This is a genomic window from Amycolatopsis sp. NPDC050768 (assembly GCF_040654155.1).
GTDB lineage: Bacteria > Actinomycetota > Actinomycetes > Mycobacteriales > Pseudonocardiaceae > Amycolatopsis.
In genome coordinates, this window is the sequence record NZ_JBFAHL010000002.1 from 219,782 (window position 1) to 246,675 (window position 26,894).

The window sequence follows — 26,894 nt, forward strand, 5'->3', positions numbered from 1 at the left end:
TGGGAAGCACCATCCGCTCTATCCGGCAGAATCCGTGCTCGGACTAGTCCTCACTCCATCGCTGATCGATCCGTTGGAGTGGAGGTGTTCGACGAGGCTGAGCGGGACGTCACCGCGATCCGGCGCTGGGCCGGCCCGACGCGTCCACCGGTTCCAGGATGACGACGGGGATCCGGCGAGCGGTGCGCTGTTGGTACCGTTCGTACCCGGGGTACACCGAGACGATCCTCTCCCAGAGCGTCGTCCTCTCGTCTCCCGCGGCGGTGCGCGCGACCATCGGCCGCGTCGTGCCGCGCAGTGTGACCTGGACGTCGGGGTTGGCGCGAAGGTTGTGGTACCAGGCCGGGTGCCGGTCGTCGCCGCCGAATGAGGCCACCAGGACGACGCGGTCGTCGTCGACGATCGGTGCGGCGAGTGTCGTGATCCGCCGCTGCCCTGACTTCCTGCCGATCGTCACCAATCCGACCACCGGCATGCCCATGGCGTGGCCGAACACCCGTCCTCTGGACCTCATGAACACGGCCGCATGCATCTTCGTCGCCGCTTTGTAGAACACATCCTTCAGCCGCGACGACGCGGACGTCGGGTGGGTAGACGCAGTACTCATCGGAACTCCTCGAGGGTGGGCTGATTCCGGGGTGGTGGCTCGGCGCCGGCCCGGCGTGATGAGTGGGTGGCGACGTAGTCGGTGCAGCTGGTGCGAGGGATGTGGGCGATCGCGTCGAAGGCATCGAAGACGGGGACGTCCATGAAGTAGTCCTCCATTCGTGTCTGTTGGAAGGATTCGGCGTCGTTGATGTCGCGGCGGGCGGCGCTGAGGATGGCGATGGTGAGTGCGGTTTGGCTCTCGAACGCGTTCTCGATGGCGTGCTCGGTGAGCGACGGCAGCGGAACATCGGAGACCTCGAACCCGGGGAAGCGTTCGGGGGCGGGGCGGACGCGGGCGGTTCGGCCGTGACCGCCGGTGACGGCGATGGCCCGGTAGTCGTCGCCGAGAGCTTGGGCGAGGTGATAGCCGGCGGGGAACAGCCCGGCGGGACCTGCATGAGGCACCTTGCGGATGTGCACGTTGTGCAGGGCAAGCACGACTCGGGTCTCCGGCTCGTCGTCGAGGAGCTGCAGGACCTCCTCGGCCATGCATTCGTCGAGGGCAGCCGAGCCCACGGGGAGGCCACGTCCAGCGACGTCGCGGTGGAAGTGGTCCAGACGCCACGCGAAGCCGAGATGCCGCAGCGCCGCGGCGTGCTCCTGCTCGCGATGCGTGCCGCGCTGGCTGGCGGCCATCGTCTCAAGCCGGAACCGCAGGCGGCTCAGCGTGGCGGTCAGGGCGTCCTGGTCGGCCGGTTCCAGGGCCGCGTAGCGGCTCAGCGTCGTGAAGATCTCGCTGTCGTGATACTTTCGCGCGCGCTCGGCTGCCTGCTCCAGTAGCGGCAGCGCATCGGGGTCGGCTGTCCGCAGATGACCCGCGGCCGCCTCGAGCTCGGGCAGCGGCGATCCTCCGCCAGGCACGGTACCGATCCACCGCAGTGGACGGGACGCGGTGCGGTTGTGTGCGCGGATCCAGGCCAGCAGGTCGTGCACCTCGCGGGACTCCAGCAGACCCACCATGCTGGCGCGGGAGGCGATCTCGGCCACGGTTCCGGCTCCGCCGTGCAGCCAGGCGTCGATTGCGTCTGCCCCGACGGTAGGGGCCTCGACCGCGAGCACGGTGAAACCACAGCGTTCCGCCAGGAAGCGCAGCAACCGGTGCCGCACCAGGGAGAACTCCCGAACATGGTGCGCGGCCTCACCGATGGCGACGACGCGGGCGTTGCCGATGAACTCGCGCACAGGTTCGAGGTCGTCCAGGCCGGCGTGGGGATCGAGGGTGTCCAGTGACAGGGCGTGCCAACGCACCCAGTCGGCGAACCCCATGCTGTCGGGCTTCATCTCGACATGTTACAGAGCTGTCAAAGTTACTGCCACCCCCGAATTCTCCATCCTCGCTCTTCGGCGCGTTCCAGTCCGGACGATTACGTGGTTTGTGGGATCCTCCGCCTGATTCTGTCGTGCGCCACCGACCCCTCAGAAACACGCGGCGGGCTGCTAACATTGACAGTGATGTCCACAAACGCAGTTCATCATTCACCGCGGCAGCATCGCCGGGCAGACGCCGAGCGCAGCATCGCGACGATCCTCGACGCGGCGGTGATCATCCTGCGCGACCGCCCCCGCGCCAGCATGACCGAGATCGCGACCGCCGCCGGCGTCGCCCGCCAGACCGTCTACACGCACTACCCGTCCCGAGCGGCCCTCATCCACGCTGTCGAGCAGCGCGCCCTGACCGATGTCGTCGCAGCCATCGACGCCGCCGACATCGACCACGGTTCCCCCGCGGCGGCGCTCGACCGCCTGCTCACCGTCGCGTGGCAGACCGGGAATCGCCATCACCTGCCCGAGATCCCGTCCACGCAAGCCACTGGCGAGGCCACCCGCGAGCAGCACCAACCGATCCTCGACCGCCTGCAGCAGTTGATCACCCGGGGCCAAGACGAGGGCGCGTTCGACCCCCGGCTACCAGCCACCTGGCTGGTAGCGACCTTCCTCGCCCTCGCCCACGCTGCAGGCGACGAAGTCAGAGCCAACCGGATGAACGCCGACGACGCTCTCCGCGCACTCCGCCGCTCCCTAAGCCGCGTCCTCGGCGTCGACCATCTCGCCGCCGCGCCAGATCCGGACTGATCACTCCGAGATCTCAACCAAACGCGACGATCGAATCTCGACCGGCACGCGGCTACGTACTTCGCGACATCCCGTAGTCCGGTAAAGCACGTCGCCGCGCCAGGCTCGGACTTCGCGCATTTGAAGCACTTCTTCGCCTGCCACCGTCAGGCGAACACTGCGATACAGCGGGCGAACCGAAGCAGGATCTGCGCAACAGGATGGACCGACGCCCCTGCGGTCCCCAGCGACGGCTGTGACTCCGCTGGCGCGGAGCGGACGGGCCTTGAGGTGTGCGGTGTCCACTGTGCTGACCCATTCGTGGGTGGTGTTGCGCCAGTTGATCACAGCTCAAGCGTATGTCGTCAGTTCCGGTCATGCGGGCGCATCGCCCTCGGATCCGACATCCCTGAGACTCAGCATCCGGTCGCCGGACAGGAAGAGTGTCGGTTTGTTGTCGTTCAGCCAATCTGCGCGTGGTGCGCCTGTATCGCGGGCCGAGCGCGGGCAGACGTGCGCATCCTCGCTTTCGGCCCGGTACCACGCACCTCCAGGCCCGAAGTCTGCCGAGTAAGAGACTTCCCAGTCCGCCGTCACCAGCGAGAATCGGAACGGGCCGTCCATGCCGTGGTCGTCGACGCGGAAGTCCAGGTCGATCAGCAGGTGCTTGATGCCACCGAACTGTCCGGCGCGGCGGAGAACGCCGTAACGCCCGGGAGAGATCCCCAGAGCGGAGTCTCTCCCGGGCGTCGAGGTGTGCCGGTTACGGTCGGCGTGTGACGGAAATGCCGTTCGGTGTCAGGACGAGGCGCCGGAGTTCGGGCGGATGCCGGCGTTTTCCATCACCGCTTGCGCCGCCGGGGGCCAGGTCCCGTCGGTGAGGTGGACGTTGCCGTCGAGCACCTTGTTGTGCGGGGAGCCGGTCGCGACCTGGGTGGCGCCGGTGTTGTACCAGTTGCCGGTGAAGGTGTTGTCGTTGGTGTTGTTGGTGGAGCTCGCGTTGGTGAACGCCCAGACGCCGGCGTCCTGGATCACGTTGTGCGACAGGCTCACGTAGCGCGAGCCCTCATCGAGGTACAGCCCGACCGTGCTGTGGTTGTCGTAGATGTAGTTGTCGTCGATCATGGCGCCCGGGTCGGCGGAGAGGTTGTAGATGCTCCCGCCGTCGTGGAAGACCTTCTTGGTGCCGTGGACGAGGTTGCCGCGCACCACGGTGTCCTTCAGCGTGGTGGGTGTGGTGTACACCGGCTGGTAGTCGTACAGACCGCGGTTGCGATAGTCCTGGCTGCCACCGGGATCGTTGGCGCCCCAGCCCCAGCCGACGTCGATGCCGTCGTAGGCGAGGTCGGACACCTCGTTGTGCTCGATCACGGCGTGGGTGACGTAGGTGCTCAGGATGCCGGCCATGTCCTTGTAGTCCCGCGCGACGTCGGTCACGAGGTTGTCGGTGATGGTGATGTCCTTGTTCGTCATCGCCGGGTTACGCGGGTGATGCGCGTCGGGTTGCACCCCGCCGACGACGATGCCGGAGCCGGAGTCGTCGGTGAAGGTGTTGTGCTGCACGGTGATCCCCGACGCGCCGAGGCCGATACCGGAGGCGTGGGCGTTCGCGTCGTTGCCGATGCCGAGCGCCACCTGGCCGAGGTGGGCGAACGTGTTGCCCACGAACGAGATGTTGCGAGCGGCCGAGACCTGGACGGCGGCGGGCACCTGGTTCCAGCCGTTGCGCGTGGCCTCGAACTGGGGACACCCGAGCTGACAGGACGTGAGGACGTCCGCCGGCTGCGGGTAGGTGCCGGTGATGAACGTGCCGCTCTGCTGGTCGGCGTAACCCACCGCGGTGCCGGGCTGCAGCCAGGTGGTGTGCTCGAAGCTCAGGCCGCGGAAGGTGAGGTCGTGGATGGGCTGGGCCTGCGTACCGCTCAGCCGGACCAACGAGCTGCGAATCAAACCTGGCGACGTGCTGATCGTGCGCTACGAAGGCCCCGCCGGCGGCCCCGGGATGCAGGAGATGCTCCACCCCACGGCCTTCCTCAAAGGCACCGGCCTTGGCGCCAAGTGCGCCCTCGTCACCGACGGGCGGTTCTCCGGCGCATCGAGCGGCATCTCCGTCGGGCACGTCGCGCCTGAAGCCTCGGCGGGCGGAGCAATCGGACTCGTCGAGAACGGCGACCGGATCATCATCGACGTCCGCGAGCGGGTACTCCAGCTCGACGTCCCCGCCGAAGTCCTGGCCGAACGCCGCGCGAAGATGGACGCATCAGAGCGACCGTGGACTCCGACGGATCGCGATCGTCCGGTCTCGAAGGCTCTGCGCGCCTACGCCGCCATGGCGACCTCGGCCGACACCGGCGCTGCGCGGCGAGTCCTCTAGCCGGCCGGCAGAAGCGGTACACCCGTGGCGGTCGCCCTGATTCCTGCGATACCGGGCTCAGGGCGACCGCGGGTAGCTCCCGCACAGGGTCGTTCCGGATGGCTGGCCGATCGTCAGTTGTTGTCGGCGTCAGCGATCAATTCGGCCGGCACCGGGAGGCCGAGGTGCTCGAGGAGGGCGGCCAGCTCGGCGTCGAGTTCTCGCCCGACCTGGGCGATGCGCGGATCGTGAAAGCTGTCGAATCGGGTGCTGGGCTGATCGATCGTGAACCAGGTGCGGTCGTCGTGGTCCACGAAGATCGCGGTGCGCAATGGCGCATAGAGCATCACCGAGGGGTCGTGCCGGAACATGCGCTGGGCGTAGACGTGGTTGCCCATCAGGTATTCCGCGCACGGACGCGATTCGGCGGCCAGTTCCATCAGAGAGCCGACGTCGGTGCCCCAGTACCGAATGAAGCTGTGCGGGGCGTTTTCCTCAGTGGCCTCCCGGACGACGTCCCAGCTGGCCTGTTCCCTCTTGAACTGCTCGATTCGAGCGGCGTCGAGCACCGGCACCGCGCGTTCGTAATCTTCTCGGAATTCCGAAAAGGTTGTCGTGACGGGGATGGTCAGGCGGAGCACCTCGTGTGCGAAAGTCTGGATGGAAGGGGAATCACTGGCGGGCATGGCGTTGCCGTCCTTCGATGGTCATGGCTGTTGCTCGACGGGGGTCGGGGGAACCGGTGAGACAAGCGAGGATGGCGGCCACGGTGCCGATCGCCGACGGCACCGTGGCGGCCTGTCAGTCGCGGAGGAAGTCCAGCACCTGCTGTACGAACAGCTCGTGGTACTGGAAGATCCCGCCATGGCCCGCGTCCGGGTAGATGCTCAATGTGGCGTTGGGAAGCAGCCGCGCGAGGTTGAACGAGCTGATCGTCGGCACCAGGATGTCGTTGTCGCCGTTGACGACCAGGACGGGCTTGTCCACGTCGGCCAGACCGGCGGGTGAGGTGCCCTGCTCCCATTTCGTGGCCGCGGTCAGCTGGGCACCGATCGTCTCGTCCGTCACGGGCGTGTCGCGGTCCTCGGTACGCTCGTCCAGGCGAGCGATGAAGGCATCCGCAGCTGCCTGGCTGCGGGGCGTCGGCGAGAAGAAGAGAAAGTGCTTGGGGTGCTTGCCTTCAGTGGCCGACTTCCCGAAAGCGCTTTGCAGCACGGCGCCCCAGCCGGCAGGCCCTTCGTCACCGGCGGGCGAGGTGCCGGCCAGGACGATCCGCCGGACCAGATCGGGTCGCTGCTGGGCGACCGCCTGGGCCACCATGCCGCCCAGGGAAAAGCCCAGCAGATCGGCCGTGTCCAGCCCGAGAGCCTCCAGGAAGGCCACCGTGTCGGCGGCCATCGCCTCGATGCTGTCGGGGGTGGTGCCGCCGGAGGCTCCGACGCCCCGGAGATCCACCACGATGACGCGTCGCTCGGCCGCGAAGCCGTCGACCACGGCGGGGTCCCAGTCGTCCAGCACTGCGGTGATGTGGTTCAGCAACACCAGCGGCACGCCGGCGGCCGGGCCCAACTCGCGGTACGCGAACGGCGTTCCGCCGACGTCCACCGTCTCGGCCGGTGCTTGCACAAAACTCGCTGCCATGTCTTGCCTTTCTTGCGCGGTGGTCCGCGCTCTTCGATGGGAATCCGCCTCCTGGCGCTGTCCGACAGCCTCGCCGGGATCGGCGGGGAGCCGCTTCGGTCGGAAGACCACCGCCGGGCAGCGCGTCACTTCGCACCAGGCAGTCATTCCTCCGTGCCGCCGCTTTATGTGAAGGTCGGTGCAGCCAGGACGAGGTGACGAAATCAGGTTTCACGATGATCTTCACGCGCGCTGAACCGATTGAGATCCCACAGGGCCGGCGATCGACGGAAATCCCCGTGCCCGTTACCGTGCAATCGGCACTGGCTGCGCATTTCACGTGCTCAGGGCCGGATCAATGAGCCACAGTCTCGCTGACAGTCATTCGACCTATGCGAATGGATTCCGTCATGCCGACACTGATGGGACAGCCGGGTGTGGGCTGGTGATGGCGAGCCGGCCTCCACCGTTCTAGGTCGCCGCTCCGCTTCCATGATCTGCCGAAGAGTAACGAGGAGCACCATGTCACAGATCGTCCTTGTTACCGGGGCTTCCAGTGACCTCGGAGCTGCCACCGCCAATGCGCTGGTCGGTTCAGGCCACACCGCGTACGCGGGGATCAGCCCGGCTGTCGTCCACCCAGCCGGCCGCCTTGCCGAGCCGAGCGGGCGCGGGACCCGCCTGCGCCCCATTTCGTTGGAGGTAGCCGACCAGCGCTCGGTCTCAACAGCGGTCGATCACATCTTGACGGAAGCCGGAAGAATCGACGCAGTGGTCCACGCCGTCGGCCCGGTGCCCCGGGGGCCGCTCGAATCCTTCACCCCTTACCAGCTGGCGCAGATCTACGACGCGCATGTGCTGTCCACCCAGCGCGTCAACCGTTGCGTGCTGCCGCAGATGCGCGAGCGGCAGGATGGCCTGCTGGTATGGGTGGTGCCTGCGAACCACGATGCCGAGGGCGCTCCCTACCTTGCGCTGCACTCCGAAGCGGTCACGATGATCGACCATCTCGCATCGAGTTACGCCCAGGAGCTGACCGAATTCGGGGTCGAGACCACGATCGTCGTCCCGGGTTTCCTGGTCCCCGAGAGCGGCCCGCACGTACGCACCGTCCGCCCGGACGACGCCGAGACGGTTCAGGCGTACGAAGGCCGATACCCCGGCCTGGTCCACCGGGTGGACTCGAGGCTGGCCGCGCAGGCGCTCACCGGCGCGGAGGTCGCCCTCGCGGCCCAGGCCATCGCGGCCGCCGTCGGCAGCCCCAAGGGCACCCGTCCACTGAGGATCGTTCCTGGCCGGCCCGGCACCGCATCCGACCAGGGCGCCGTGTGGTAAGGCGGCGTCCACCTGGTCCGGCCGACGAGAGGTCCGGCGATGCGTCGCGCATCACTGTGGCGGTGTCATTTCTCCAGGGCCTCGAGCGCGTCGCGAAGTGCGGCTCTGGAGGTGATCCCGAGCTTGGGAAAGATCTGGTACAGGTGTGCGCCGATGGTCCGGTGCGAGAGGTACAGGCGCTCGGCGATCTGCTTGTTGCTCAAGCCGGACGCCGCGAGATCCGCGATCTCCCGCTCCTGGGGTGTGAGTACTTCTCCGCTCGCCGTGGTTCTCGGTGCGCCCCATCCGGTCGCACGCAGCTCCTTGGCCGCACGGTCCGCCCAGGGACTGGCGCCGAGCAGCGTGAAGGCGTCGTAGGCCAGACGCAGTGGCTCTCGGGAGTCGGCGTTCGCGCGGGCACGTCGCAGTCGTTCCCCATACGCCAGGTGAACGCGGGCCAGGTCGAAAGGCCACCTTTCGACGCCCGGCAATTCCAGCGCCTCCTCGAACAGGCGCACCGCCTCGTCGTCGTCGGTGGCGCACAACGCCGCCGAACCCGCGGCGAGCAGGCTGAGCCGCGGGGACAGCGCGGCGATGTCGGCCTCCCGCATGGCGCGCACGTGAGCGACGGCGGCGGTCTGCCGGTCGGTCCGCACCGCGGCTTCGACGACGTCCAACGCCACCCACAATGCATGCGGCACGTGGGACGCGAACGTACCCGCTGGGCTGATCGCCGTCGCGTTCCGGTAAGCGCTTTCGAAGTCACCGCGGCCGGATTCGGCGACTGTGCGGACGTGCCGGGCGTAGTGCAGTGCCACCCCCACTCCCCTGGGCGTGGCCCAGCGGATGATCTGGTCAGTCAGGCGGTCGACGGCTTCGTCGTCACCGCGGGCCGCGGCGACGACGGCTCGGCAGTACCAGAAGTACCAAGTGAAGAAGTGGTACCCGGAGTCCTCGCACACCTGGGCTCCTTCGTCGGCCAGTTCCAGGCATTCGTCCCACCTGCCGGTGAGGTAATCGTCCAGGCACAGGTGCATCAGCGCGCCGACGTGCCGGCGCGGCGGACCACCGTCCCGCCCTTGGAAGACAACTCGCCACGACGGCTCGCGGACATCTGCCAGGCGATCGAGGTAGAGCGAGCCGGTGCCGGCGCGAACGATCCGGCCGGGGTCGGATTCCTTCTGCAGGTCGCTGAGAACGGATTCCAGCTGATCCAGAGCCCCGGCACCGGAACGGACTGGGTCGGAGAAGGTCTTGGCAGCCACCGACAGCAGGGCGGGCGGCTCCGGTCGCAGACGCCGGAGCGTCGCATACAAAGGTTCCCACAGTTCCGCGCGGCCACTGAAGAAACAGAGGAGCAGCAGCAGGTGGAGCGCCTCGATGAGGGCGCCGTCCGTTGCTTCGTAGCGGTGCGTGCCGGACTCGATGGCGCCGGTCAGCAGTCGGTGGGCGGTGTCGATGTCCCCGTCGCCGTTGATGATCAGGAAGACGGCGGCGGCCGCGAAGTGGAGAGAGCCGATCAGCTCCGGGTCGGCCAAGCGGGCACCTTCGAGCAGTTCCGAGGCGTTGCGGAGTTGCCCGGTCGCGTCGGCGCCGATGTAGGCGGCCTCGGCGAGCCGGCGAGCGCGATTCGAGCTGTGCGGGCTCAGATCGGCCGCCCGTACCAGCGCCGCGACCGCTCCGACGGCGTCTCCGCGGGCCGCGATGCTGCGTGCCGCCTGGTCCAACAGACCGGCCACCTGCTCATCCGGCTCGACGGAAGCCTCGCCGAGGTGCCAGGCCCGCCGCTCGGGCTGGCTCACCAGCACGTGGGCCAACGCTCGATGGGCCGCCCGGCGCTCGGCACTCGTGCAGGCATCCACCACCGCCGACCGGATCAAGGGGTGCCGGAAAACGAGCCGGCGCGTGCCTTCGTCGAAAGCCACCAGCCCATCCTGCTCGGCCGAAGCGAGGTCCTCGAGGTCGGATTCGTAGCCGGCCTCGCGCGCCGTCGCCTGCAGGACCGCGAGATTGCCGGTTCCTTCCAGCGTCGCGAGCAGCAACAGCCGCCGTGCGGCGAGGGAGAGGACGGACACCCGAGAGACGAACAACGCCTGAAGCCGTAGGCTGAGCGGAAGTATTACGGGAAGGCTCTCCAGGGCCACACGCTGCTCCCCGCTCAGCACCGTGGGCAACTCGAGCAAAGCCAGCGGGTTCCCTTCGGCCACCGACAGCAGTCGCTGACGCACTCGAGCGGCCAGCGTCGGGAATCGAGTGTTGAGCAGGAGGTGTGAGGACTCTTCGTCCAACGGCGGCACCTCGTACTCGGGCAGGCCACCGCGGTTGAAGAAGGTCTCACTACCCGAGCGCATGGCGCCGAGGAAGGTGACGCGGGTGCCGTTGAGCCTGCGGGCGACGAAGCCCAGCACGGCGGCGCTGGCCCGATCAAGCCACGGCAGGTCGTCGACGATCAGGAGCAGCGGGCCGGCTTTGGCCACGTGACGCAGGAGCATGAGAGTCGCGTTCGACACGACGAGCCGTTCCGGCGGTACTCCGCTCCCGAAGCCAAGGGCGACTTGCAACGCATCGGCGTGTGCCGTGTCGAGTTCGCCGAACGCCTCGTAGAGGGGGAAGAGGACCTGGTTCAGCCCGGAATAGCTGACGTCGGCCTCGAACTCGACGCCGGCGGCACGCAGGACCCGTGAGCCACTCGCGACCGCGGTTTCGGCAACGGCATCGAGCAGGACGGTCTTGCCCACCCCCGCCGCGCCCGACAACAGGAGCGCCCCGCCGCGATCTGTGGCGGCCAGGAAGCCGCGGATCCTCTCGAGTGCCACGCCGCGCCCCACCAGGGAATCGACACCACCGTGGTCGAAAAGGCCGTTGTCGCCCACCGGATCACGCTCCCCCGCCTGCGCGGCCCGTCGAGACTTCCCGGCCCGGGGCCCGACCTCGCGGGCCGGACTGTCCACAAGCGATTCGCCGGTGTGCACTTCTGGCTGTCAACGTCGGGATCCTTCACTCCTACCGCGCGGAGTGCTGACGTCAGCCGTTGTGCAGACGTGGCGCTAAAGCAGTGGTTCCGCGTTCGGGTGGTCAATAATTTTGGACGATGCTCCACAGCATCGCGTGAAACTTCGCGTGGTCACGGGCGGGAATCGAGGACAGGCGACGCATGATCGCCGTATCGCGGGCGATGGCGACCTGGTCTTTCACCTCGACGCCTTTCGCGGTTGCCCTCGGAATGCGCACACGCCGGTCACGGGCGGAGAGTTCGCGGACGACGAGCCCGTCGCGCTCCATCCGGTCGAGAATCGACACCAATGTGGTCTTGTCGACACCGAGTTCCGTGGCGATCTCCAACTGCGTCCGCTCCGGACCGTTGCTGATCAGCTCGAGAACGAGCCAGTCGCGCAGATCGGCCAGCCCCGCATCCCGCGAGACCTCGTTGAACGCGTCGCCGAGCGCTGCCGCCGCGCGGTGAGCCAGCCAGGTCAGGTCGCCGATCGCCGAGGCGGCGTCGGGTGGCGGCAACTCGTCGCGACGCCCGCTCTTCGGAGACACTGCGCGACCGTATCATCCGCAGCTGGATCATCCGACCTCGGATCGATTTTCCTCAGATGATCCGATGACATACGGTCCACTTGGCAGACATGATGGGGTGCCTCCTCCGTCGGGAGCGCCGGGTCCGTTCGGGCGGAACCACTCGCGCACTCAGCGTCGCAGCCTAAAAGGAGGACGGAGCGAAAACATGGCTCAAGATCCGGAAGACTTTGCCGATTCACCACAGCCGCCGGCTTACGGCGAGCACGATGCGCTCTCGGACGTGTTGCAGGCGATTCACCTGCAGGGTGGCGAGGTGCGCCGCCGATCGAGCCCGCGTGAGCGGCATCCGGCCGGGGCCAGGGTGCTGCACCTCGTCGAGGAGGGCGGGATCAGCGTCGAGGTGGCGGGCGAAGACACGGTGGAGCTGGGTACAGGAGACCTGGTGCTGCTCGCGCGAGGTGATGCCCACATCGTCCGAGCGACGCCGCACACGACCTGGGTGACCGGGGAGTTCGTGGTCGAGACGGTTGTCGCCGCGCCACTGCTCGGCGTTCTGCCTGCGGCGATCGTGATCCGCGGCGACGCGCGATCCGCGGCGTGGCTCCTGCCCATCAGGGAGCTCCTCGTGTTCGAGGTGACGAACTCGGCACCCGGCACCCGCGTGATGGTTTCGAGAGCGCTCGATCTGCTCTTCATCTGGTCGCTGCGGTCGTGGGCCTCAGCCGGCGATGTGCGCAACGCCGGCTGGCTGACGGCAGCGCTGGACCCGGTGCTCGCACCGGTCCTCACCGCGATCCACCGGGACCCCGGCCGTGACTGGCCCGTCGACGAGCTGGCGCGGCTCACGTCGCTGTCGCGTTCGGCGTTCGCGACGCGGTTCGCCGAGTCGGTCGGGGAAACGCCCGGTTCGTACGTATTGCGGTGCCGGCTGGGCCACGCGGCGCACCTGCTGCGCGGCACGGCCGACCCGGTCGGCCGGATCGCGGCCCGCGTGGGCTACATCTCGGAAGCCGCCTTCAGCCGGGCGTTTTCTCGTGCCTACGGCAGTTCGCCGCGGGCGTGGCGGGGCGGGACTGGTTCTGCTTCCTTCGAAGGAACGACGGAATAAATCGGCCGATACCGGACGACACCGCCGGGTTGGCCGGCGGTGTCGTCCGGTTCACGTCACCGGGTGCCCGCGACGGCCCGCTCGATGAGGTTGACAACGATCCCCGGGTTGGTCACCTGTGCGGCGTGGGGAGTGTTGGCCTCGACGATGTGGGAGTGGGCGCGGGTGGCCATGAAGCGCTCGGCGGCCGGGGGGATCAGGTGGTCGGCGTTGGAGACGAGGGTCCACGAGGGGATCGTCTTCCAGCCCGGCTCGCCGGCGAGGTTCTCGCCCAGGGCCGTCGAGGCGACGGGGTTCTGCGTAGCGGCGAGTTCCGCGGCGGTGGCCGCGGAGACTTGGTTGCTGAAGAACAGGTCCCGGTACTGGGCCGCCTTGGCGTACAGCTCGATCTCGGGATCGCCGGCGGGGTTGGTGTAGGGGACGGGGACGGCGCTGAGGGCGGTGGGAGGCACCGCGGTGGGATCGGTGCTGAGGTGGCTGCCCGGGAATTGCCCAGCGAGGGCCGTGACGTTTTCATGCGTGTCCGGCTCGAAGGCCGAGATGTAGACCAGAGCCTTGACGTTGGCGTTGCCCGTGGCGGCACTGGTGATGACGGCTCCGCCGTAGGACTGCCCGACCAGGACGATCGGGCCCTGGATGGTGTTGAGGTAGGAAGCCAGCAAGGCGGAATCGCCGGAGAGGCTGCGCAGGGCCGTCGGCGGGGCGACGACCGGGTAGCCGGCCGCCTGCAGGGACCTGGTCACATCGCCCCAGCTCTGGGAGTTCGACCAGGCTCCGTCGACGAGGACGATCGTCGGCTTGGGAGCCGCGGCCGGGTGCGAGAGCGCGACAGGCGCGGTCTGGGGGGCCGGTGCGGCCGATGCCAGCGTGGTCACGCCGGCGACGAGGGCGATCCCGGTCGCGCCGAGGACGGCGGAGCGGAAAACACGACGTTTACGCACGGTTTCTCCTTGTTCGAAACAATTGTCATTGCTGTCCGCAGACGTGTCCGCCTGCGGGGGTTCGTGGTGGTGGGTCCGGAGGCGTCGACGCTCAGACACGGGCGGCGGCGTGTTCCTCGGCCCAGTTCAGGGCGTAGTCGGCGACTTCCTGCCAGCCGTCCTGGCCGATGATGAAGTGCGAGCGCCCGGGGAATTCCTTGTACTCGGTGACGGCCGCGGACTTGCTGGAGAGTCGCCAGTTGGCCTTGTTGACCTTGGGCGGCACGAGGTGGTCGGCCTCCCCCGCGATGAACAGGAGCGGGGCCTGGCGCTTGCGGAAATCGACGCGGGTCACGGCGCGGGGGTTGAAGTTGCCGAACGCCCCCTGGAAGAGCACGCGTGCCGAGCCAGGGACGGCGTACCGCTCGTAGCGCGCAGCGGACTCGCTCTCGGTGAGAGTGTTGGTGACGGCGTAGTGGAACTGCTCCGGCGTCAGCGCGACCGCTTTGTTCTTGTTCGCCGGGTTCCCGAGGACCGGGAAGGTCGACTTGAGGGTCGACAGCGGTAGGGGAAGGACGCCCTTGACGGCTGCCGAGTCGATGGCGATGCCGACCCTGCCCAGCCCGCGGTCGAGCAGGAGCTGTACGACGGTGCCGCCGAACGAGTGGCCCATGATGATCGGCGGTCGATCCAGCGAGCGGATGACGCTCTGGTAGTGGTCGACCACCTCGCGAAGGCCGACGCCCGCGATACCCGCGGGATCGCGCCGGAGCTCCTCCACCTCGCGGTCGAGCCCCGGCCAGGCCGGGGTGAACACCCGGTATCCCCGGGCCTCGTAATGGTGTTTCCACCCCTCCCAGCTGCGCGGGTTCACCCAGAGGCCGTGAACGAGCACAATGGTGTCGGCCTCGTCGGCGGAGAAATCATTCATGCGAATCTTCCCTTTGAATAGGACGCTGTCTTCACTGGAGCAGGCCTGACCGGCGCTCCTCGAAAGCCGCCTCGATGCGGGCCGAGCGCGCATCCCCGGCGGTTCTCAGGATCCAGTCCCGCTCTGCCCGCCCGCTTCCGTCGGATGGCCACAGGGAATCGGCGCCGTCGCGCCGCCTCGGACAGTCGTTCGACAGGTGTCGGTGTCACGCAGGTCGGCCGCGCGTGGCGGCGCGCGTTACCCGGCTCCCGCGCCGGGGCCCCGGTCCGCATCCGCCGGGCTTCGCGGCCGGCGTGGTCACCACGAGCCGCGGTCCGAATCACCCGCGACATACCCGGACAGCAGGAACCCCAGCATCGGTCGCAGGTGGACAGTGCGCCGGGACCGAAGCCCACGGACGAAGGCAAAACCAGTCAAATGACAGTGACCGCGACAGTCGCGAATCCGCTACCTTCCGGCGGAATGCCCGCGTGACCCCTGCGTCGAGAATGAGGATTCATGTCGAACGAGCCGGTCGTTCTACTGCACGGCTTCTACCACGGAGCGTGGGCTTGGACGGAGGTGATCGCCGAGCTGGCAGGGCGGGGCCGCACCGCCGTCGCGGTCGACATGGCGGCGCACGGTCTCCACGCGACGTCTCCGGCATCCGCCGCCCGGCGTCCGTTCGACCCGGTCGCCTACGCCACGGAGCCGTCGCCGGTCTCGGGGGTCGGGCTGGACGCTGCCGCCGACCTTCTGGTGGCGCAACTGGACAGCGTCGGCGGGGGAAAGCCGGTCTGCGTGGTGGCGCACAGCATGGGTGGTGCGGTGCTGAGCAGAGCAGCGGAACGGCGGCCCGAGCTCGTCGCGCACATGGTGTATCTGGCTGCGTACATGCCGGCCTCGAACACGCCGTGCCTCGACTACCCGTCGCTGCCCGAGGGCCGTGACAACCGGTTCATGCAGTTGCTGGTCGGCGACCCGGCCACCATCGGCGCGCTGCGGATCGACCACCGCAGTCCGGATCCCGAGGCTCAGGCGGCCATCCGCGCAGCCTTCTACGGAGACGTCGAACCTTCCCAGGCGGCGGCCGCGACCGCGCTGCTCAGCTGCGACGCGCCGCTGGCCATGGTGGCCGAGAGCACCACGTTGACCGAACAAGGCTGGGGATCGATTCCCCGTACGTACGTGGTGTGCACGGAGGACCGCACCATTCCGGCCGGGCTGCAGCGGCTCTTCGTCGCTCAAGCGGACACGGCGTTCCCCACGAACCCCACGACGGTCGTCGAGCTGCCCACGGCACATTCAGCATTCCTGTCGGCGCCGGCGCGCGTCGCGGACATCATCGCGGACCGCGCGGCTGCGACCCGTCAGCGGTGACCGGGTAACCACGGCCACGACAGTCCGCTCCCGCATCGACAGCCGGCCGGCCGGATCCGGCCACGTCCTCGGCAAAGCCGGCGGCCGGGCTATTTCCGGCGGCTCCCGCGGCCGACGAGAGCGAGGAAATCGATCGTGATGACGCCCGCGGCCGCGCAGATCGTCCAGGCGAGAACGTAGGCCCCTTCGCCGGCGATTCTCGTGCCGGGCAGCGTCATGCTGGACAGGACGAAGGCGAAGACCGCGCCGCCCAGGCTGCCGCCGATCGCCCGCGTTGTGTTGTACATCCCGGTGGCCATCGCGATCTCGTCGGAAGGGCTGTGCTCGGCGATCATCGCCGGGAGCGCGGCGAATGCCAGCGACGTGCCCAGGGTCGACAGCGGAGTCATGACCACGAAAAGCACAACGGAATCGTGCTGCACGTTGGTGCGCAAATAGGGGAAACACGCGCGCATGAACAGGAAGCTGCCGAAGGGACCGACGCGGAAGGGCAGCTCGAAATCCGCGGGATCCAGCTCGTGGAGGGGGATGGGCTTTTGTGCCATGGCGTTGTTGACGAGCACGTCGACGGAACCGAATCGCCGCACCACCGCGGCGACGGCCGAGTCCACCTGATCGACGTCGCTCACGTCACAGGTGATCGCCAGGCCGCCGACCTCCTTCGCGGTCGCCGCCGCTCGGGCTCCGTCGAGATCGACCACCGCCACGGAGGCGGCTTCGTGGGCCAAGGCGCGGGCAATGCCTGCACCGATGCCCTGGCCCGCTCCGGTGACGATGGCCGTCTTTCCGGCGAGGAGGGACCGGGTCATCCGATCATCTGGTAGGTGAAGGTGGACGGGCCATAGTGGACGGTCACGGTTCCGGCGGGCGAGTCCGAGTCGATCACGCCTTCGTCACGGCTGGCGACGCGGATCCGCAGCCGGTGCCCCGCCTTGAACCGGTGGTGCGTCGCCCACAGGGGTACGCGCAGGTCGTAGGAAGCTCCCGGTTCCACCGGTACTCGCTGTTCGTTGCCATCGCGGTGGCTGGCGCGCAGGAAGCCGTGGGTGACTCTGGAGGCCGCGTCGTCGGGGCCGAGGTCTTCCAGCACCACCGCGATGTATCCCTCGTCCGCGGTGAAGGAGACTCGCAGATCGACGAACGGGGTGCCGGCCAGCACCAGATCCGCCGGAAGGAATTCCGTCTCGGCGAGCAGCGCACCGGTCTCCACGTCGAACGCGTCGGTGGTCTTCTCGACCGAGCCGGCCACCAGCTTGCCGCCGGACGCGAAGGTCAAGTGGTCTTCCCGCGACTCGGACGGCGGCCAGGTCGAGTACTGCTTCCATCCCGCGTCGGGCATCTCGTAGGAGGTCACCTTGGTTTCGGGCAGGAGGCCGGGGACGTCGTCGGAGAGCCAGCGGTCCCACCACGCCAGGTACGCCGCGGTGGCGATGTCCTCGAACTGGCCCGGGAGCATGCCATGACTCCACGGGCCCGCGACCATCCACACGTTCTCGGGGCGGGCTCGGAAGTTCTTCACCATGGCGTTGCGGTATTGGTCCAGCCAGCCACCGACGTCGAGAACCGGAACGTCCAGCCTGTCCCAGCGCGCCCGCACGCTGCGCTCGCGCCAGAAGTCGTCGTAGAGCGGGTGCTGGGGGTAAGTTTCGAGGGTCGCCGGGGCGGTGTCCTTCTGCCAGCCGCGGATCCGGTTGTTGTAGATCCCGCCGCCGAGGTAGATCGTGTCCTCGTACCAGTCGCTCAGCGCCTGGGTCGCGATCACCGCGGTGAGGTGTTCCGGCTGGTGCACGGCGGCCAGGATGGTGGTGTGCCCGCCGTAGCTCACGCCCATCTGGCCGACCTTGCCCGTCGAGAACGGCTGCGTCCCGAGCCACGCGATCAGGTCGACGTTGTCACGCTGCTCTTGCGGGCCGAACGGGTCGATCTCACCCGGTGAGTCGCCACTGCCTCGCACGCTGCACACCAGGGCCACGTACCCACGGGTCACAAACGAGCGGGCACCGGCCCCCATGAACGACACCGCGTTGTACCCGTTGAACTCGTACACAATGCCCGGAAACCGCCCGGACGCAGGGGTGCCGTCCGGGTTCGCGGGGCGATGGAGCTCGCCGGCCAGGAGCACGCCGTCTCGCATCTCCACCTGGACCTTGCTCACGTGAACGCCGTGTGTCTCCGGTCTCGCATACGTGAAGAACGGGTCCGTCGACGAGGTCGAGGGAGCCACGGGCTTCGAGAGGTCGAGTCCTGCGAAGTGCACGGACAGATCGGCAGGTGACAACGGTTCCGACATGTCCGGAGCGTAACCACGGCATCCCGACCGATGGCTCCGAGTCGACGAAGTCCTCATCAGTTCCGCCTTGTGCCGTAGAAACACCCATTTCGATCGTCAATCGAGCGGCTCGCGATCGGATCGAGCAGTCCGAGGACGACCTCGCACTCATCCATGCGCTGCAGCTGTGGCCACGAGCCAGCTGGAGTTCCCTCGCGACCGTCCTGGGCGCGTCGGCCCCGGCACTCGCGAACCGATGGATCCGGCTGCGCGAGAACGAGATCGCGTGGGTTTACGCCTATCCTCTCGGCGGCGTGGCCGCGCGCAACCGGCAGCTGGCCATCGTCGACTTCGACTGCGCGCCGGGCAGGCTCGACGACGTGGTCAGAACACTCGAGGGGCTGGGCCACGTGCGCGCCATCGAGTACGCGGCCCGCGGCCGCGACCTGATGACGATCGTCGCGGCGCCGACCTTCGAGAAACTGTCCTCGTTGATCCTGGACGAGCTCTCACGGATCCCGGGCGTGATGTCGACGAGGACGCACCTCGGCACCGAGATGCACATCGAAGGCAGGCAGTGGCGGCTCGACGCGCTCGACGCCGGCGAACAGGCCGCCGTCGAGAAGGCCGCGAAGGCCTCCGCTCCCAGCGGGCGAGGAGCGCCGGTCGACATCGCCGCGCCCACCTACGCGCCGCTGATGTCGGTCCTGAGCAAAGACGGCAGGGCGACGGCGATCGACATCGCCGACCAGGTCGGCCGACCGGCGTCGACGGTGCGGCGGCAGCTGGGGCGGCTGCTCAACGCAGGTGCGCTGGCGATGCGGTGCGAACTGTCGCAACTGCATACCCGATGGCCGGTGAGCGTCATCTGGTGGTGCCGCGTGCCGAAGCCGCTCCTGCTGTCCGTGGTCGCCAGGATGCGAGCCGAGCCGCGTGTGCGGATGTGCATGTCGATGACCGGACCCGCGAACTTCGTCGTCTTCGCCTGGACGGCGGGGCTCACCGACCTGATGCAGCTGCAGGGCGTGCTCGAGGACCTGTTGCCGCCCGGGGCTCTCATCGACAGCTCGGTGACCCTGCGCACGCGCAAGCGTGCGGGCTGGCTGCTGCGCCCGGACGGCCGGCTCGACACGGACACGCCCCAGCCGGTCCGATAAGCGGTCGTCACAAGTGTCCCGCCCGCGTTACCTGGACCTAGTGCAGAGCGCGGCACCCGAGAAGATCCTGGTCGACGCGGTGCACTCCGAGGACGGTGAGTCCACTGAGCGGTCACCGTAGTGTTCTTCGACCGTGAACCCACAGGTGAACCGATCCGGGACGGCGGAGCCGAAACGACCCCGTGCACCACAGTGGACTGTCGCATGTGGTCAGTTACGACAGGCCTGGAGCTCCTTCGGATCGACCCTGCCGACCCGTCGAACTCATCGTCAGCCACCCTGCCGGCGCGAGTCATCCCGGACCATCGGGATAGGCGAGGTCGTAGGCGTGGGAGACCTTCTGCGGACCACCATCCGCCACTCGCGCCGGCCAGCGGGGCGAGGGCTTCGGCAAGGATCGCCCAGGCGCTCTCTAACAAGCATCTCCGTTGTTCTTAGACTGGCTGCGTGGAGGACATCGAAGCGATCGCCATGCTGCAGGACCCCATCCGGCGGCGGTTGTATGACTACGTGGCAGCCCAGGACCACGAGGTGAGCCGGAACGAGGCTGCGGAGAGCGCCGGGATCCAGCGCACGCTTGCCGCGTTCCATCTGGACAAGCTCGTGGATGCGGGGCTGCTGGAGACCGAAAGCAGGCGACTGAGCGGGCGCGCGGGCCCCGGCGCCGGGCGGCCGGCCAAGCTCTACCGCAGGTCCGGTGCCGAGCGCCAGTTCTCGGTTCCCCCACGCGATTACCGCACCCCCGCCGATCTGCTGGCCGAGGTCGCCGAGGCCGCCCGCCTGGACACCGAGTTGCAGGCCGCCGCTCGTCGGGAGGGGCGGGCCGCTCGTGCCGCCGCGCCGGTCGACGGTCTCGACGCAGCGAAGGCTCTGCTGACCGCTCGCGGCTATGAGCCTCGCTTGGACGACGACGGGGACGCCCTGCGCCTCGCCAACTGCCCCTTCCACGTCCTCTCCGCGCGGCATCCGGTGTTGGTGTGCGGCATGAACCTGGCGCTATTGGAAGGGTTGTTGGAGGGCGCCAAAGGGCTGCGGGCCCGCATGGACCCGCGACCTGGGATGTGCTGCGTCGTCGTCGAGCTTTCTAAAAATAATGTGAGTTGACATAGAAAGCCCGCGGTGATGAGGTGAGGGCATGACGGGACACCACCTCGCCCAGCTCAACGTGGGCACGTTGAAATTCCCCCTCGACGACGGCCGCGCGGACAGCTTCACGTCCATGCTCGACACACTGAACGAGGTCGCCGACAACGCGCCCGGCTTCATCTGGCGACTGGTTGCGGACGGCGGCGCCGACGCCACCGCGATCCGGACGTCGCTGGGCGACGACGTTTTGGTGAACATGTCCGCCTGGGAGAGCCGGGACGCCCTGTGGGACTACGTCTACCGCAGCGGCCACCTGGACGTGCTGCGCCGTCGTGCGGAGTGGTTCGAACCTCCGAAGGCGCCGTTCCAGGTGATGTGGTGGATCCCCGCCGGGCACATTCCCACCGTCGAGGAGGCCGTCGAGCGCCTGGAACTGTTACACGAGCGGGGCTCCACGCCTTGCGCCTTCGGTTTCAGGGACAGCTACCAGCCCGCGGACGCCGAGTCGGCGCCGTGGCGACCGGTGGCCGCCACAGTCAGGACGTAGGCACACCACCGTCCGGGCACCACCCCACGGAGGAAATCCGCGCACCCCGTCCTTCTCGTTCACGTTGCCGATACGCCTGCGGACGGCGTCTTCGGGTCCGCACTGGGTTCGGTCCTCTCGACCTTCAGCACGTACGGGAGCGTTCGTTTTCCTTCAGCTTCGAAGATTTCGGCTGCTTGCTCGCGTAGCTCAGCCGATGCCTCACCTCACGTGGGAGTGACGCCTCAGCTGATGCTTCGATGCAGTGCGACTTGTCGAGCACAACACCAACCGAAGCCCCCAGCGTTCGCCCACCTCTCCGAGTTCACCGTTGCTGCGAAGAACAAGGAGCGCCGCGTAACCGGCCTCAGCGCGAGAATCCATCGCGCCGGCATCAACCCGTTCCCGGACGGTTCCGCCGACTCAGTGCCATCGTGCGCCATTCGGCGTAATTCCGGAACATCTGCCGCACGCCGGTCCGATTTCGATGGTTTCCTCGTACCCGGCTCGGCGATGGGGGTGAACAACCGGATGAGCGACCCAATATCGGACAAAGCGGAGAATGCGGAAGCCCGCGTCGACCAATTAGTCGCGCATGCGAAGCAGAAAGCGCAGCGCTACCGCGCGATGCAGCAGGCCGTTGAGCAGGTCGTGGTGTCGGCAGCCAGCAAAGACGGCACCGCCACGGTCACCGTCGACTCCGCCGGCAACGTCACCGACCTGCGGATCACCGACCGCGTCCGGGAGATGTCCGGCGATCAGGTCGCGAAAGCGGTGCTGTCCGCGCTGCGCACCGCGCAGTCGAAGCTGCCGGACCGGCTCAGCGAGGTCATGGCGGACACCATCGGCGACGATCCGCAGACCCGCGACACCATCGTCGGCAGCTACCGGGCGAAGTTCCCGGAGCCGGAACCCGAGCGGGACGAAACTCCGCCGGCGCCGACCAGCCGGATCGGGCGGCTCGCCGACGAACCCGAGGCCGCGCCGCCGCCACCGCCGCTGCGCCCGCCGGCCCCGCCGCTGCACCCGCCGGCCCCGCCCGACGATGACGACGACGGCTGGGGCGGCCCGGTCATGATCCGCGAATAGCCGGGACGAGAGGCGACCATGCCGGACGGTGCGACCAATGGCGGCGGCTACCAAGTCCGCCCGGACGAACTGCTCGCCCACGCGAAAGCGGTCGAGCAGGTCGGGCAGACGTTGGGCCAGGCGCTCGCCGCGGCCGAGCAGGTCACCATGGGCGTGCAGGCGTACGGCCTGATCTGCGGCCCGCTCTTCGTGCCGATGGTGCTCGCGGTCAGCACTCCCGGCCTGATCACCCTCGGCGCCGCGCAGCAGGCCATGGGCACGCTGTCGCAGTCGATCCAGCAGGCGGCGAAGACCTACCAGGACACCGAACAGGCGCACTCGCAGCGGATCACCAGCCTCGGCAAGGACCTGCCGTGAGCAATCCGCTGGTCGCCGCCAAACAGGACTCGACGACCTGGCACACCGGCATCAACGTCCTCGACGACGCGATCGGCGCCTACGACGGCATCAAGTCCGGTTCGTGGATCGAGGGCGGCATCGCCGCGCTCGGCACCGCGATGGACCTGCTGACCATCGCGATGAACCCCGTCGGCACGCTCATCTCCTACGGCCTCAACTGGCTGATCGAGCACGTCCAGCCGTTGCAGGACGCACTGAACCAGCTGGCCGGCGACGCCGACCAGATCACCGCCTACTCGCAAACCTGGGGCAACATCGCGAAGGCCGTGGAAAAAGCGGCCAAAGACCTCGGCGACAGCGTGCAGAAGGACACCGCGCACTGGATCGGCCAGGCCGCGGACGCCTACCGCGCGAACGTCAAGAACAAGATCGACCACCTCAACGCGGCCGCGACCTGCGCGAGCGGGATCAGCATCGTGGTTCAGATCGTCGGGGTGATCACCGCCGCGGTGCGCGCCATGGTCCGCGACATGATCACCCAGGCGGTCGGCGATTTCATCCAGGACGCGCTGGAGGAGGTCTGCTCGCTCGGGCTCGGCACGCCGGTCGTGGTGGCGCAGGTGGTCGAGCAGGTTTCGGCGTGGATCGAGAAGATCGGCGCGCTGATCAAGAAGCTGATCAACTCGGTCGAGAAGCTGCGGCCGCTGATGTCGAAGCTCGAAGAGATCTTCGCCGCGGTCAAGAAGGTGATGTCCGAGCTGCACGGACGTCCCGGCGAAGACGGCACGCACGTCTCGTCGGCCGAACCCGGCCATTCCGGCCCGCACGAACCCGGCGCCCCGCACGACGGCACCCCGCACGATGACACCTCGCCTTCGTCCACGCCGGAGCCGGACGGCAGCGTCCCCGACGGCACGCCGCCCGGAAACCACGGCGCCGACCCGAACGCGCCCGGCAGCCACGATCCGGAGGCGGCCGGCGGGCAGAAGTCCGAGGGCACCGGCGGCTGCGACGGCAAGGGCGGCGACCCGGTCGACGCGGTGTCCGGCCAGATGATCACCGCGGGTACCGACGTCGAGCTACCCGGGCTGCTGCCGCTGGTGCTGAACCGCGCGTACGCCTCCGGCTACGCCGACGGCCGTTCCTTCGGCCCCGGCTGGGCGTCCACACTGGACGAACGCCTGGTGCTGACCGACGACTTCGTCCGGTACTACGGCACGGACGCGGAAGTGCTCAGCTACATCCACCCCGCCCGCGACGGCTCTCCGGTGCTGCCGAGCTTCGGCGCCCGCTGGCCGTTGAGCTGGGATGCCGCGGCGGAAACCTACCTGCTCGTCGACCAGGAATCCGGCTGGACCCGCCGGTTCGCCGCGCACCCCACGGCGCCGAGGGAGTGGCAGATCAGCTCGCTGTCGGACCGCAGCGGGCACCGCGTCGACTACCTGCGCGACGAAACCGGCCGTCCGCTCACGGTCACGCATTCCGGCGGCTACCGGGTCGGCGTCGACACCGTCGACGGCGCGGACGGCCTCCGCATCGCCGGATACCGCCTGCTCGGCGGCGCCGAACACGGCGAAGACGTGCCGATCGTGTCGTTCCGCTACGACCGGCGCGGCCGGCTGTCCGGCATCGTGAACTCGACCGGCGCGCCTTACCAGTACGACTACGACGACGCGGACCGGATCGTCGCCTGGACCGACCGAACCGGCTACCGCTACGAGTACGAATACGGCCCGGACGGACGCGTCGTCCGCGGCGCCGGCCTCGACGGCTACCTCGACGCGACCTTCGACTACGACCTGGCCGGCCGGGTCACCGTCGTCACCGACAGCCTCGGCCGGCGCACCGAGTACCACTACGACGAGCACAACCACATCACCGCGGTGGTCGACCCGAACGGCGGGGTCGAACGCCCTGAGTTCGACCGGTTCCACCGTCTGCTGTCGCTCACGGACAAAAACGGTGCGGTCACCCGCTACGAACGTGACGAGAACGGCGACCCGACGCGGATCGGCTACCCCGACGGCACCGCGCTCGCCATCGAGTACGACCCGCGCTGGCGGCTGCCGGTCACCGTGACTCAGCCGAACGGCGCGGTCTGGCGGCACACCTACGACGACGCCGGCCGCATCGTGTCCACAGTGGATCCGCTAGGCGCGGTTGCGACCAGCGAACTGGACGAGCGAGGCCACCTGGCCGCCACCGTCGAACCGGACGGCGCCCGCTGGACGTACACCAGCAACGACGTCGGCCGCCCGCTGTCGATCACCTCGCCGGACGGCGAAACCACCACGTTCCGGCTCGACGGCTTCGGCCGGGCGATCGAAGCGACCGACCCGCGAGGTCGCAGCACCCGGTACGGCTGGACCCGCGAAGGCGCGCTGGCCTGGCGCGTCGCCGCCAACGGCGACCGCGAGGAACGGTTCTACGACCTCGAAGGCAGCTTGGTCCGAGCTCGCTCGGCCACCGGCGCGACCACGGTTTTCGAACGCGGCCCGTTCGGCCTGCTCGCCGCGCGCACCGGCCAGGACGGCATCAGGCACACCTTCACCCACGACACCGAACTGCGGCTCACCGGCGTCCGCAACCCGGCCGGGCAAACCTGGTCCTACCGCTACGATCCGGCCGGAAACCTGATCGGTGAACAGGATTTCACCGGCCGCGCGCTCGAATACCGGGTCGACGCGATGGGCGCGATGATCTCGCGCGCCGAAGCGGGCGGCGCGGTGACCGAACTGACCCGCGACGTCCGCGGCCGGGTGTCCCGGGAGACCTTCGGCGAAACGACCATCGCCTACGAGTACGACGAAGGCGGCCGGCTGCGCCGGGTCGCCGACGGCGCTGTCGAAGTGACCTACGAACGCGACCTGCTCGGCCGCCCGGTCGCCGAATCCGTCAACGGCCGCGTGCTGCGCAACGAATACGACTCGACCGGCCGCCGCGTCCGCCGGATCACCCCGTCCGGGGTCGAAGCACGGTGGCAGTACGACGAAATGCGCCGGGAAACCGCGATGGCCGGGACCGCCGGAACGGTCGCGTTGGAGTACCGGGACGGCCGGGAAGTACTCCGCCGCCTCGGCGAAAACGCGAGCCTGGCCCAGACGCACGACGAACTGGGCCGCCTCACCGGTCAAACGCTCGTGTCCGCCGGGGGACCGAATCGCGCGCTCCAGGAACGCAGTTTCCGCTACCGCGCCGACGGTCAGGTGCTCGCGATCGACGACCGGGTGCACGGCGCCCGCGTCTTCCAGCTCACCCCGGGCGGGCGCGTCACCGGCGTGCAGGCCGCCACCTGGACCGAGCAGTACGCCTACGACACACTGGGAAACCTGGTCTCCGCGCAACCAGGTCCGTCCACGGAGGATGCTTCCGACGTGGCCGGCCCCCGCGCGGTCGAAGGAATGCTGCTGCGCAGCGCGGGCCGGACTTCCTACTCCTACGACGCTTCCGGCCGGCTCGTCCGCGAAATCCGCCGCGGCCTCTCCGGTCAACGCCGAATCCGCGAGTACGCGTGGAACGACCGCGACCAGCTGATCGGCGTCACCACCCCGGACGGCACCCGCTGGCGCTACCGCTACGACCCGTTCGGCCGCCGGATCGCCAAACAGCGCCTCGCGCCCGACGGCAGCATCGCCGAAGAAACCACGTTCTCCTGGGACGGCACCGTCCTGGCCGAAGCCGCCCACACCGTCGACCGCCGCACCACCGTCACGTCCTGGGACTACCGCGGAGGCTCGGCCGAACCCATCGCGCAAACCACCCGCTCCTGGCTGGCCGACGCACCCACCGCGGTCATCGACACCCGCTTCCACGCCATCGTCGCCGACCTGATCGGCGCGCCGACCGAACTGGTCGACGCGACCGGCCGGGTCGCCTGGTACCGGACAAGCGGCCTGTGGGGCAACACCATCGCGATGTCCACTTCGGACGGAACCGGCTGCCCGCTCCGCTTCCCAGGCCAGTACTACGACGACGAAACCGGACTGCACTACAACGTCCACCGCTACTACGACCCGCACACCGCGCGGTACCTGTCGCCGGACCCGATCGGACTGGCCCCGTCCGCGAACCACTACACCTACGTCCCGAACCCGCTGGCGGTAGCCGACCCGCTGGGCCTGGCCGGCTACAAGGACCCGGCGAACGGCCAGTGGGCACACGACCCCGCGCTGCCGCCCGCCGACCACATTCACAACCGTGGCACCGAATACCCCGGCGACTACTTGCAGTCCACCCACGACGCGATGGCGACGAAGTGGACCGTGGAGGGCCGTGCCCTCGGCGACGTCCCGCGGGATGCGAGCAACGCCCGCATTCCACACGACCAGCTCAATTGGGTGGACCGCGCCGGTCAACCGATCCCCTACTACGACGCCAACGGCAAGCGAAATCTGACCTACGAGCACGTTCCGCCGGTAGTGGAGCACTGGCGCGACGAGGGCCACAACATGACCGCCGCGGAACGCAAGGCCTGGTACAACAACACCGACGACATGGAAGCCATGGGCAAATCGCAGAACTCGTCCGAAGGCGGGAAGCTCACCGAGCGCTACGCGGCCACGGAGCCGGGACCTCGGCATCCGTGTACCTTGCACTGA

General features: G+C 68.5%; 22 protein-coding genes and 1 pseudogene. 11 read left to right on the top strand and 12 right to left on the bottom strand.

The features are described 5' to 3' along the window. Window positions 1-109: 109 nt before the first annotated feature. Window positions 110-607 carry a nitroreductase family deazaflavin-dependent oxidoreductase gene (locus AB0H62_RS08240; RefSeq protein WP_360584919.1) on the bottom strand — a complete coding sequence of 166 codons (498 nt, stop codon included), beginning with the start codon at window positions 605-607 and terminating at the stop codon, window positions 110-112. Next, window positions 604-1,830, bottom strand: a complete 1,227-nt coding sequence (locus AB0H62_RS08245; RefSeq protein ID WP_360584921.1) for an erythromycin esterase family protein — start codon at window positions 1,828-1,830, stop codon at window positions 604-606. Before AB0H62_RS08245 ends, AB0H62_RS08240 begins: the two co-directional genes overlap by 4 nt. Window positions 1,831-2,100: 270 nt before the next feature. Between AB0H62_RS08245 and AB0H62_RS08250 the strand changes: the two genes are divergently transcribed. Further along, window positions 2,101-2,721 (top strand): helix-turn-helix domain-containing protein, encoded by a 621-nt coding sequence (locus AB0H62_RS08250; protein WP_360584923.1) that lies wholly within the window; start codon window positions 2,101-2,103, stop codon window positions 2,719-2,721. Window positions 2,722-3,075: 354 nt separating this feature from the next. Here AB0H62_RS08250 and AB0H62_RS08255 read toward each other — a convergent pair whose 3' ends face one another. Both AB0H62_RS08255 and AB0H62_RS08260 read right to left on the bottom strand, forming a co-directional pair. After that, window positions 3,076-3,324, bottom strand: coding sequence for a hypothetical protein (locus AB0H62_RS08255; protein WP_220242715.1), 249 nt, complete (start codon window positions 3,322-3,324; stop codon window positions 3,076-3,078). A 174-nt stretch (window positions 3,325-3,498) separates the two neighbouring features. Next, on the bottom strand, window positions 3,499-4,635 hold the full coding sequence (locus AB0H62_RS08260) for a right-handed parallel beta-helix repeat-containing protein (protein ID WP_360584925.1): 1,137 nt from the start codon (window positions 4,633-4,635) through the stop codon (window positions 3,499-3,501). 10 nt (window positions 4,636-4,645) lie between these two features. On the opposite strand from AB0H62_RS08260, the pseudogene AB0H62_RS08265 reads away from it, so the two are divergent. Then, window positions 4,646-5,074 (top strand): annotated as a pseudogene (locus AB0H62_RS08265) (dihydroxy-acid dehydratase); the annotation flags it as partial. Between the two features lie 113 nt (window positions 5,075-5,187). Here the strand turns inward: AB0H62_RS08265 and AB0H62_RS08270 are convergent. Together AB0H62_RS08270 and AB0H62_RS08275 are read right to left on the bottom strand one after the other, a co-directional pair. After that, window positions 5,188-5,739, bottom strand: coding sequence for a DUF302 domain-containing protein (locus AB0H62_RS08270; protein WP_360584926.1), 552 nt, complete (start codon window positions 5,737-5,739; stop codon window positions 5,188-5,190). Window positions 5,740-5,854: 115 nt separating this feature from the next. Beyond that, on the bottom strand, window positions 5,855-6,823 hold the full coding sequence (locus AB0H62_RS08275) for an alpha/beta hydrolase (protein ID WP_360584928.1): 969 nt from the start codon (window positions 6,821-6,823) through the stop codon (window positions 5,855-5,857). A gap of 372 nt (window positions 6,824-7,195) precedes the next feature. On the opposite strand from AB0H62_RS08275, the gene AB0H62_RS08280 reads away from it, so the two are divergent. Next, window positions 7,196-8,008, top strand: coding sequence for an SDR family NAD(P)-dependent oxidoreductase (locus AB0H62_RS08280; RefSeq protein WP_360584930.1), 813 nt, complete (start codon window positions 7,196-7,198; stop codon window positions 8,006-8,008). A 65-nt stretch (window positions 8,009-8,073) separates the two neighbouring features. Here AB0H62_RS08280 and AB0H62_RS08285 read toward each other — a convergent pair whose 3' ends face one another. Beyond that, complete coding sequence (locus AB0H62_RS08285; RefSeq protein WP_360584932.1) at window positions 8,074-10,959, bottom strand: AAA family ATPase; 2,886 nt, start codon at window positions 10,957-10,959, stop codon at window positions 8,074-8,076. Between the two features lie 103 nt (window positions 10,960-11,062). Beyond that, window positions 11,063-11,530, bottom strand: a complete 468-nt coding sequence (locus AB0H62_RS08290) for a MarR family transcriptional regulator (RefSeq protein WP_220242739.1) — start codon at window positions 11,528-11,530, stop codon at window positions 11,063-11,065. Window positions 11,531-11,717: 187 nt separating this feature from the next. Between AB0H62_RS08290 and AB0H62_RS08295 the strand changes: the two genes are divergently transcribed. Further along, on the top strand, window positions 11,718-12,620 hold the full coding sequence (locus AB0H62_RS08295; protein ID WP_220242740.1) for an AraC family transcriptional regulator: 903 nt from the start codon (window positions 11,718-11,720) through the stop codon (window positions 12,618-12,620). A 56-nt stretch (window positions 12,621-12,676) separates the two neighbouring features. On the opposite strand, the gene AB0H62_RS08300 is transcribed toward AB0H62_RS08295, so the two are convergent. Then, complete coding sequence (locus tag AB0H62_RS08300) at window positions 12,677-13,561, bottom strand: alpha/beta hydrolase (RefSeq protein WP_220242741.1); 885 nt, start codon at window positions 13,559-13,561, stop codon at window positions 12,677-12,679. A gap of 91 nt (window positions 13,562-13,652) precedes the next feature. After that, a complete protein-coding gene (locus AB0H62_RS08305; protein WP_360584935.1) occupies window positions 13,653-14,471 on the bottom strand; it encodes an alpha/beta hydrolase in 819 nt (272 codons plus the stop codon). Between the two features lie 498 nt (window positions 14,472-14,969). On the opposite strand from AB0H62_RS08305, the gene AB0H62_RS08310 reads away from it, so the two are divergent. Then, window positions 14,970-15,830 (top strand): alpha/beta fold hydrolase, encoded by an 861-nt coding sequence (locus tag AB0H62_RS08310; protein WP_360584937.1) that lies wholly within the window; start codon window positions 14,970-14,972, stop codon window positions 15,828-15,830. An 89-nt stretch (window positions 15,831-15,919) separates the two neighbouring features. On the opposite strand, the gene AB0H62_RS08315 is transcribed toward AB0H62_RS08310, so the two are convergent. Together AB0H62_RS08315 and AB0H62_RS08320 are read right to left on the bottom strand one after the other, a co-directional pair. Next, window positions 15,920-16,639 (bottom strand): SDR family NAD(P)-dependent oxidoreductase, encoded by a 720-nt coding sequence (locus tag AB0H62_RS08315; protein WP_220242744.1) that lies wholly within the window; start codon window positions 16,637-16,639, stop codon window positions 15,920-15,922. Continuing rightward, window positions 16,636-18,120 carry a CocE/NonD family hydrolase gene (locus tag AB0H62_RS08320; protein ID WP_220242745.1) on the bottom strand — a complete coding sequence of 495 codons (1,485 nt, stop codon included), beginning with the start codon at window positions 18,118-18,120 and terminating at the stop codon, window positions 16,636-16,638. The genes AB0H62_RS08315 and AB0H62_RS08320 overlap by 4 nt, the downstream gene beginning before the upstream one ends. Before the next feature lie 293 nt (window positions 18,121-18,413). On the opposite strand from AB0H62_RS08320, the gene AB0H62_RS08325 reads away from it, so the two are divergent. From AB0H62_RS08325 to AB0H62_RS08350, 6 genes are all read left to right on the top strand, one after another. After that, on the top strand, window positions 18,414-19,256 hold the full coding sequence (locus AB0H62_RS08325) for an Lrp/AsnC ligand binding domain-containing protein (RefSeq protein ID WP_360584939.1): 843 nt from the start codon (window positions 18,414-18,416) through the stop codon (window positions 19,254-19,256). A 447-nt stretch (window positions 19,257-19,703) separates the two neighbouring features. Beyond that, entirely contained in the window at window positions 19,704-20,360 is a 657-nt protein-coding gene (locus AB0H62_RS08330; protein WP_360584941.1) for a helix-turn-helix domain-containing protein, read from the top strand. Window positions 20,361-20,391: 31 nt separating this feature from the next. After that, window positions 20,392-20,889, top strand: coding sequence for a DUF3291 domain-containing protein (locus AB0H62_RS08335; RefSeq protein WP_360584943.1), 498 nt, complete (start codon window positions 20,392-20,394; stop codon window positions 20,887-20,889). Window positions 20,890-21,105: 216 nt separating this feature from the next. Then, a complete protein-coding gene (locus tag AB0H62_RS08340; protein ID WP_360584945.1) occupies window positions 21,106-21,957 on the top strand; it encodes a YbaB/EbfC family nucleoid-associated protein in 852 nt (283 codons plus the stop codon). 18 nt (window positions 21,958-21,975) lie between these two features. Continuing rightward, complete coding sequence (locus AB0H62_RS08345; RefSeq protein WP_220242748.1) at window positions 21,976-22,314, top strand: type VII secretion target; 339 nt, start codon at window positions 21,976-21,978, stop codon at window positions 22,312-22,314. Continuing rightward, window positions 22,311-26,894 (top strand): RHS repeat-associated core domain-containing protein, encoded by a 4,584-nt coding sequence (locus AB0H62_RS08350; RefSeq protein ID WP_220242749.1) that lies wholly within the window; start codon window positions 22,311-22,313, stop codon window positions 26,892-26,894. The genes AB0H62_RS08345 and AB0H62_RS08350 overlap by 4 nt, the downstream gene beginning before the upstream one ends.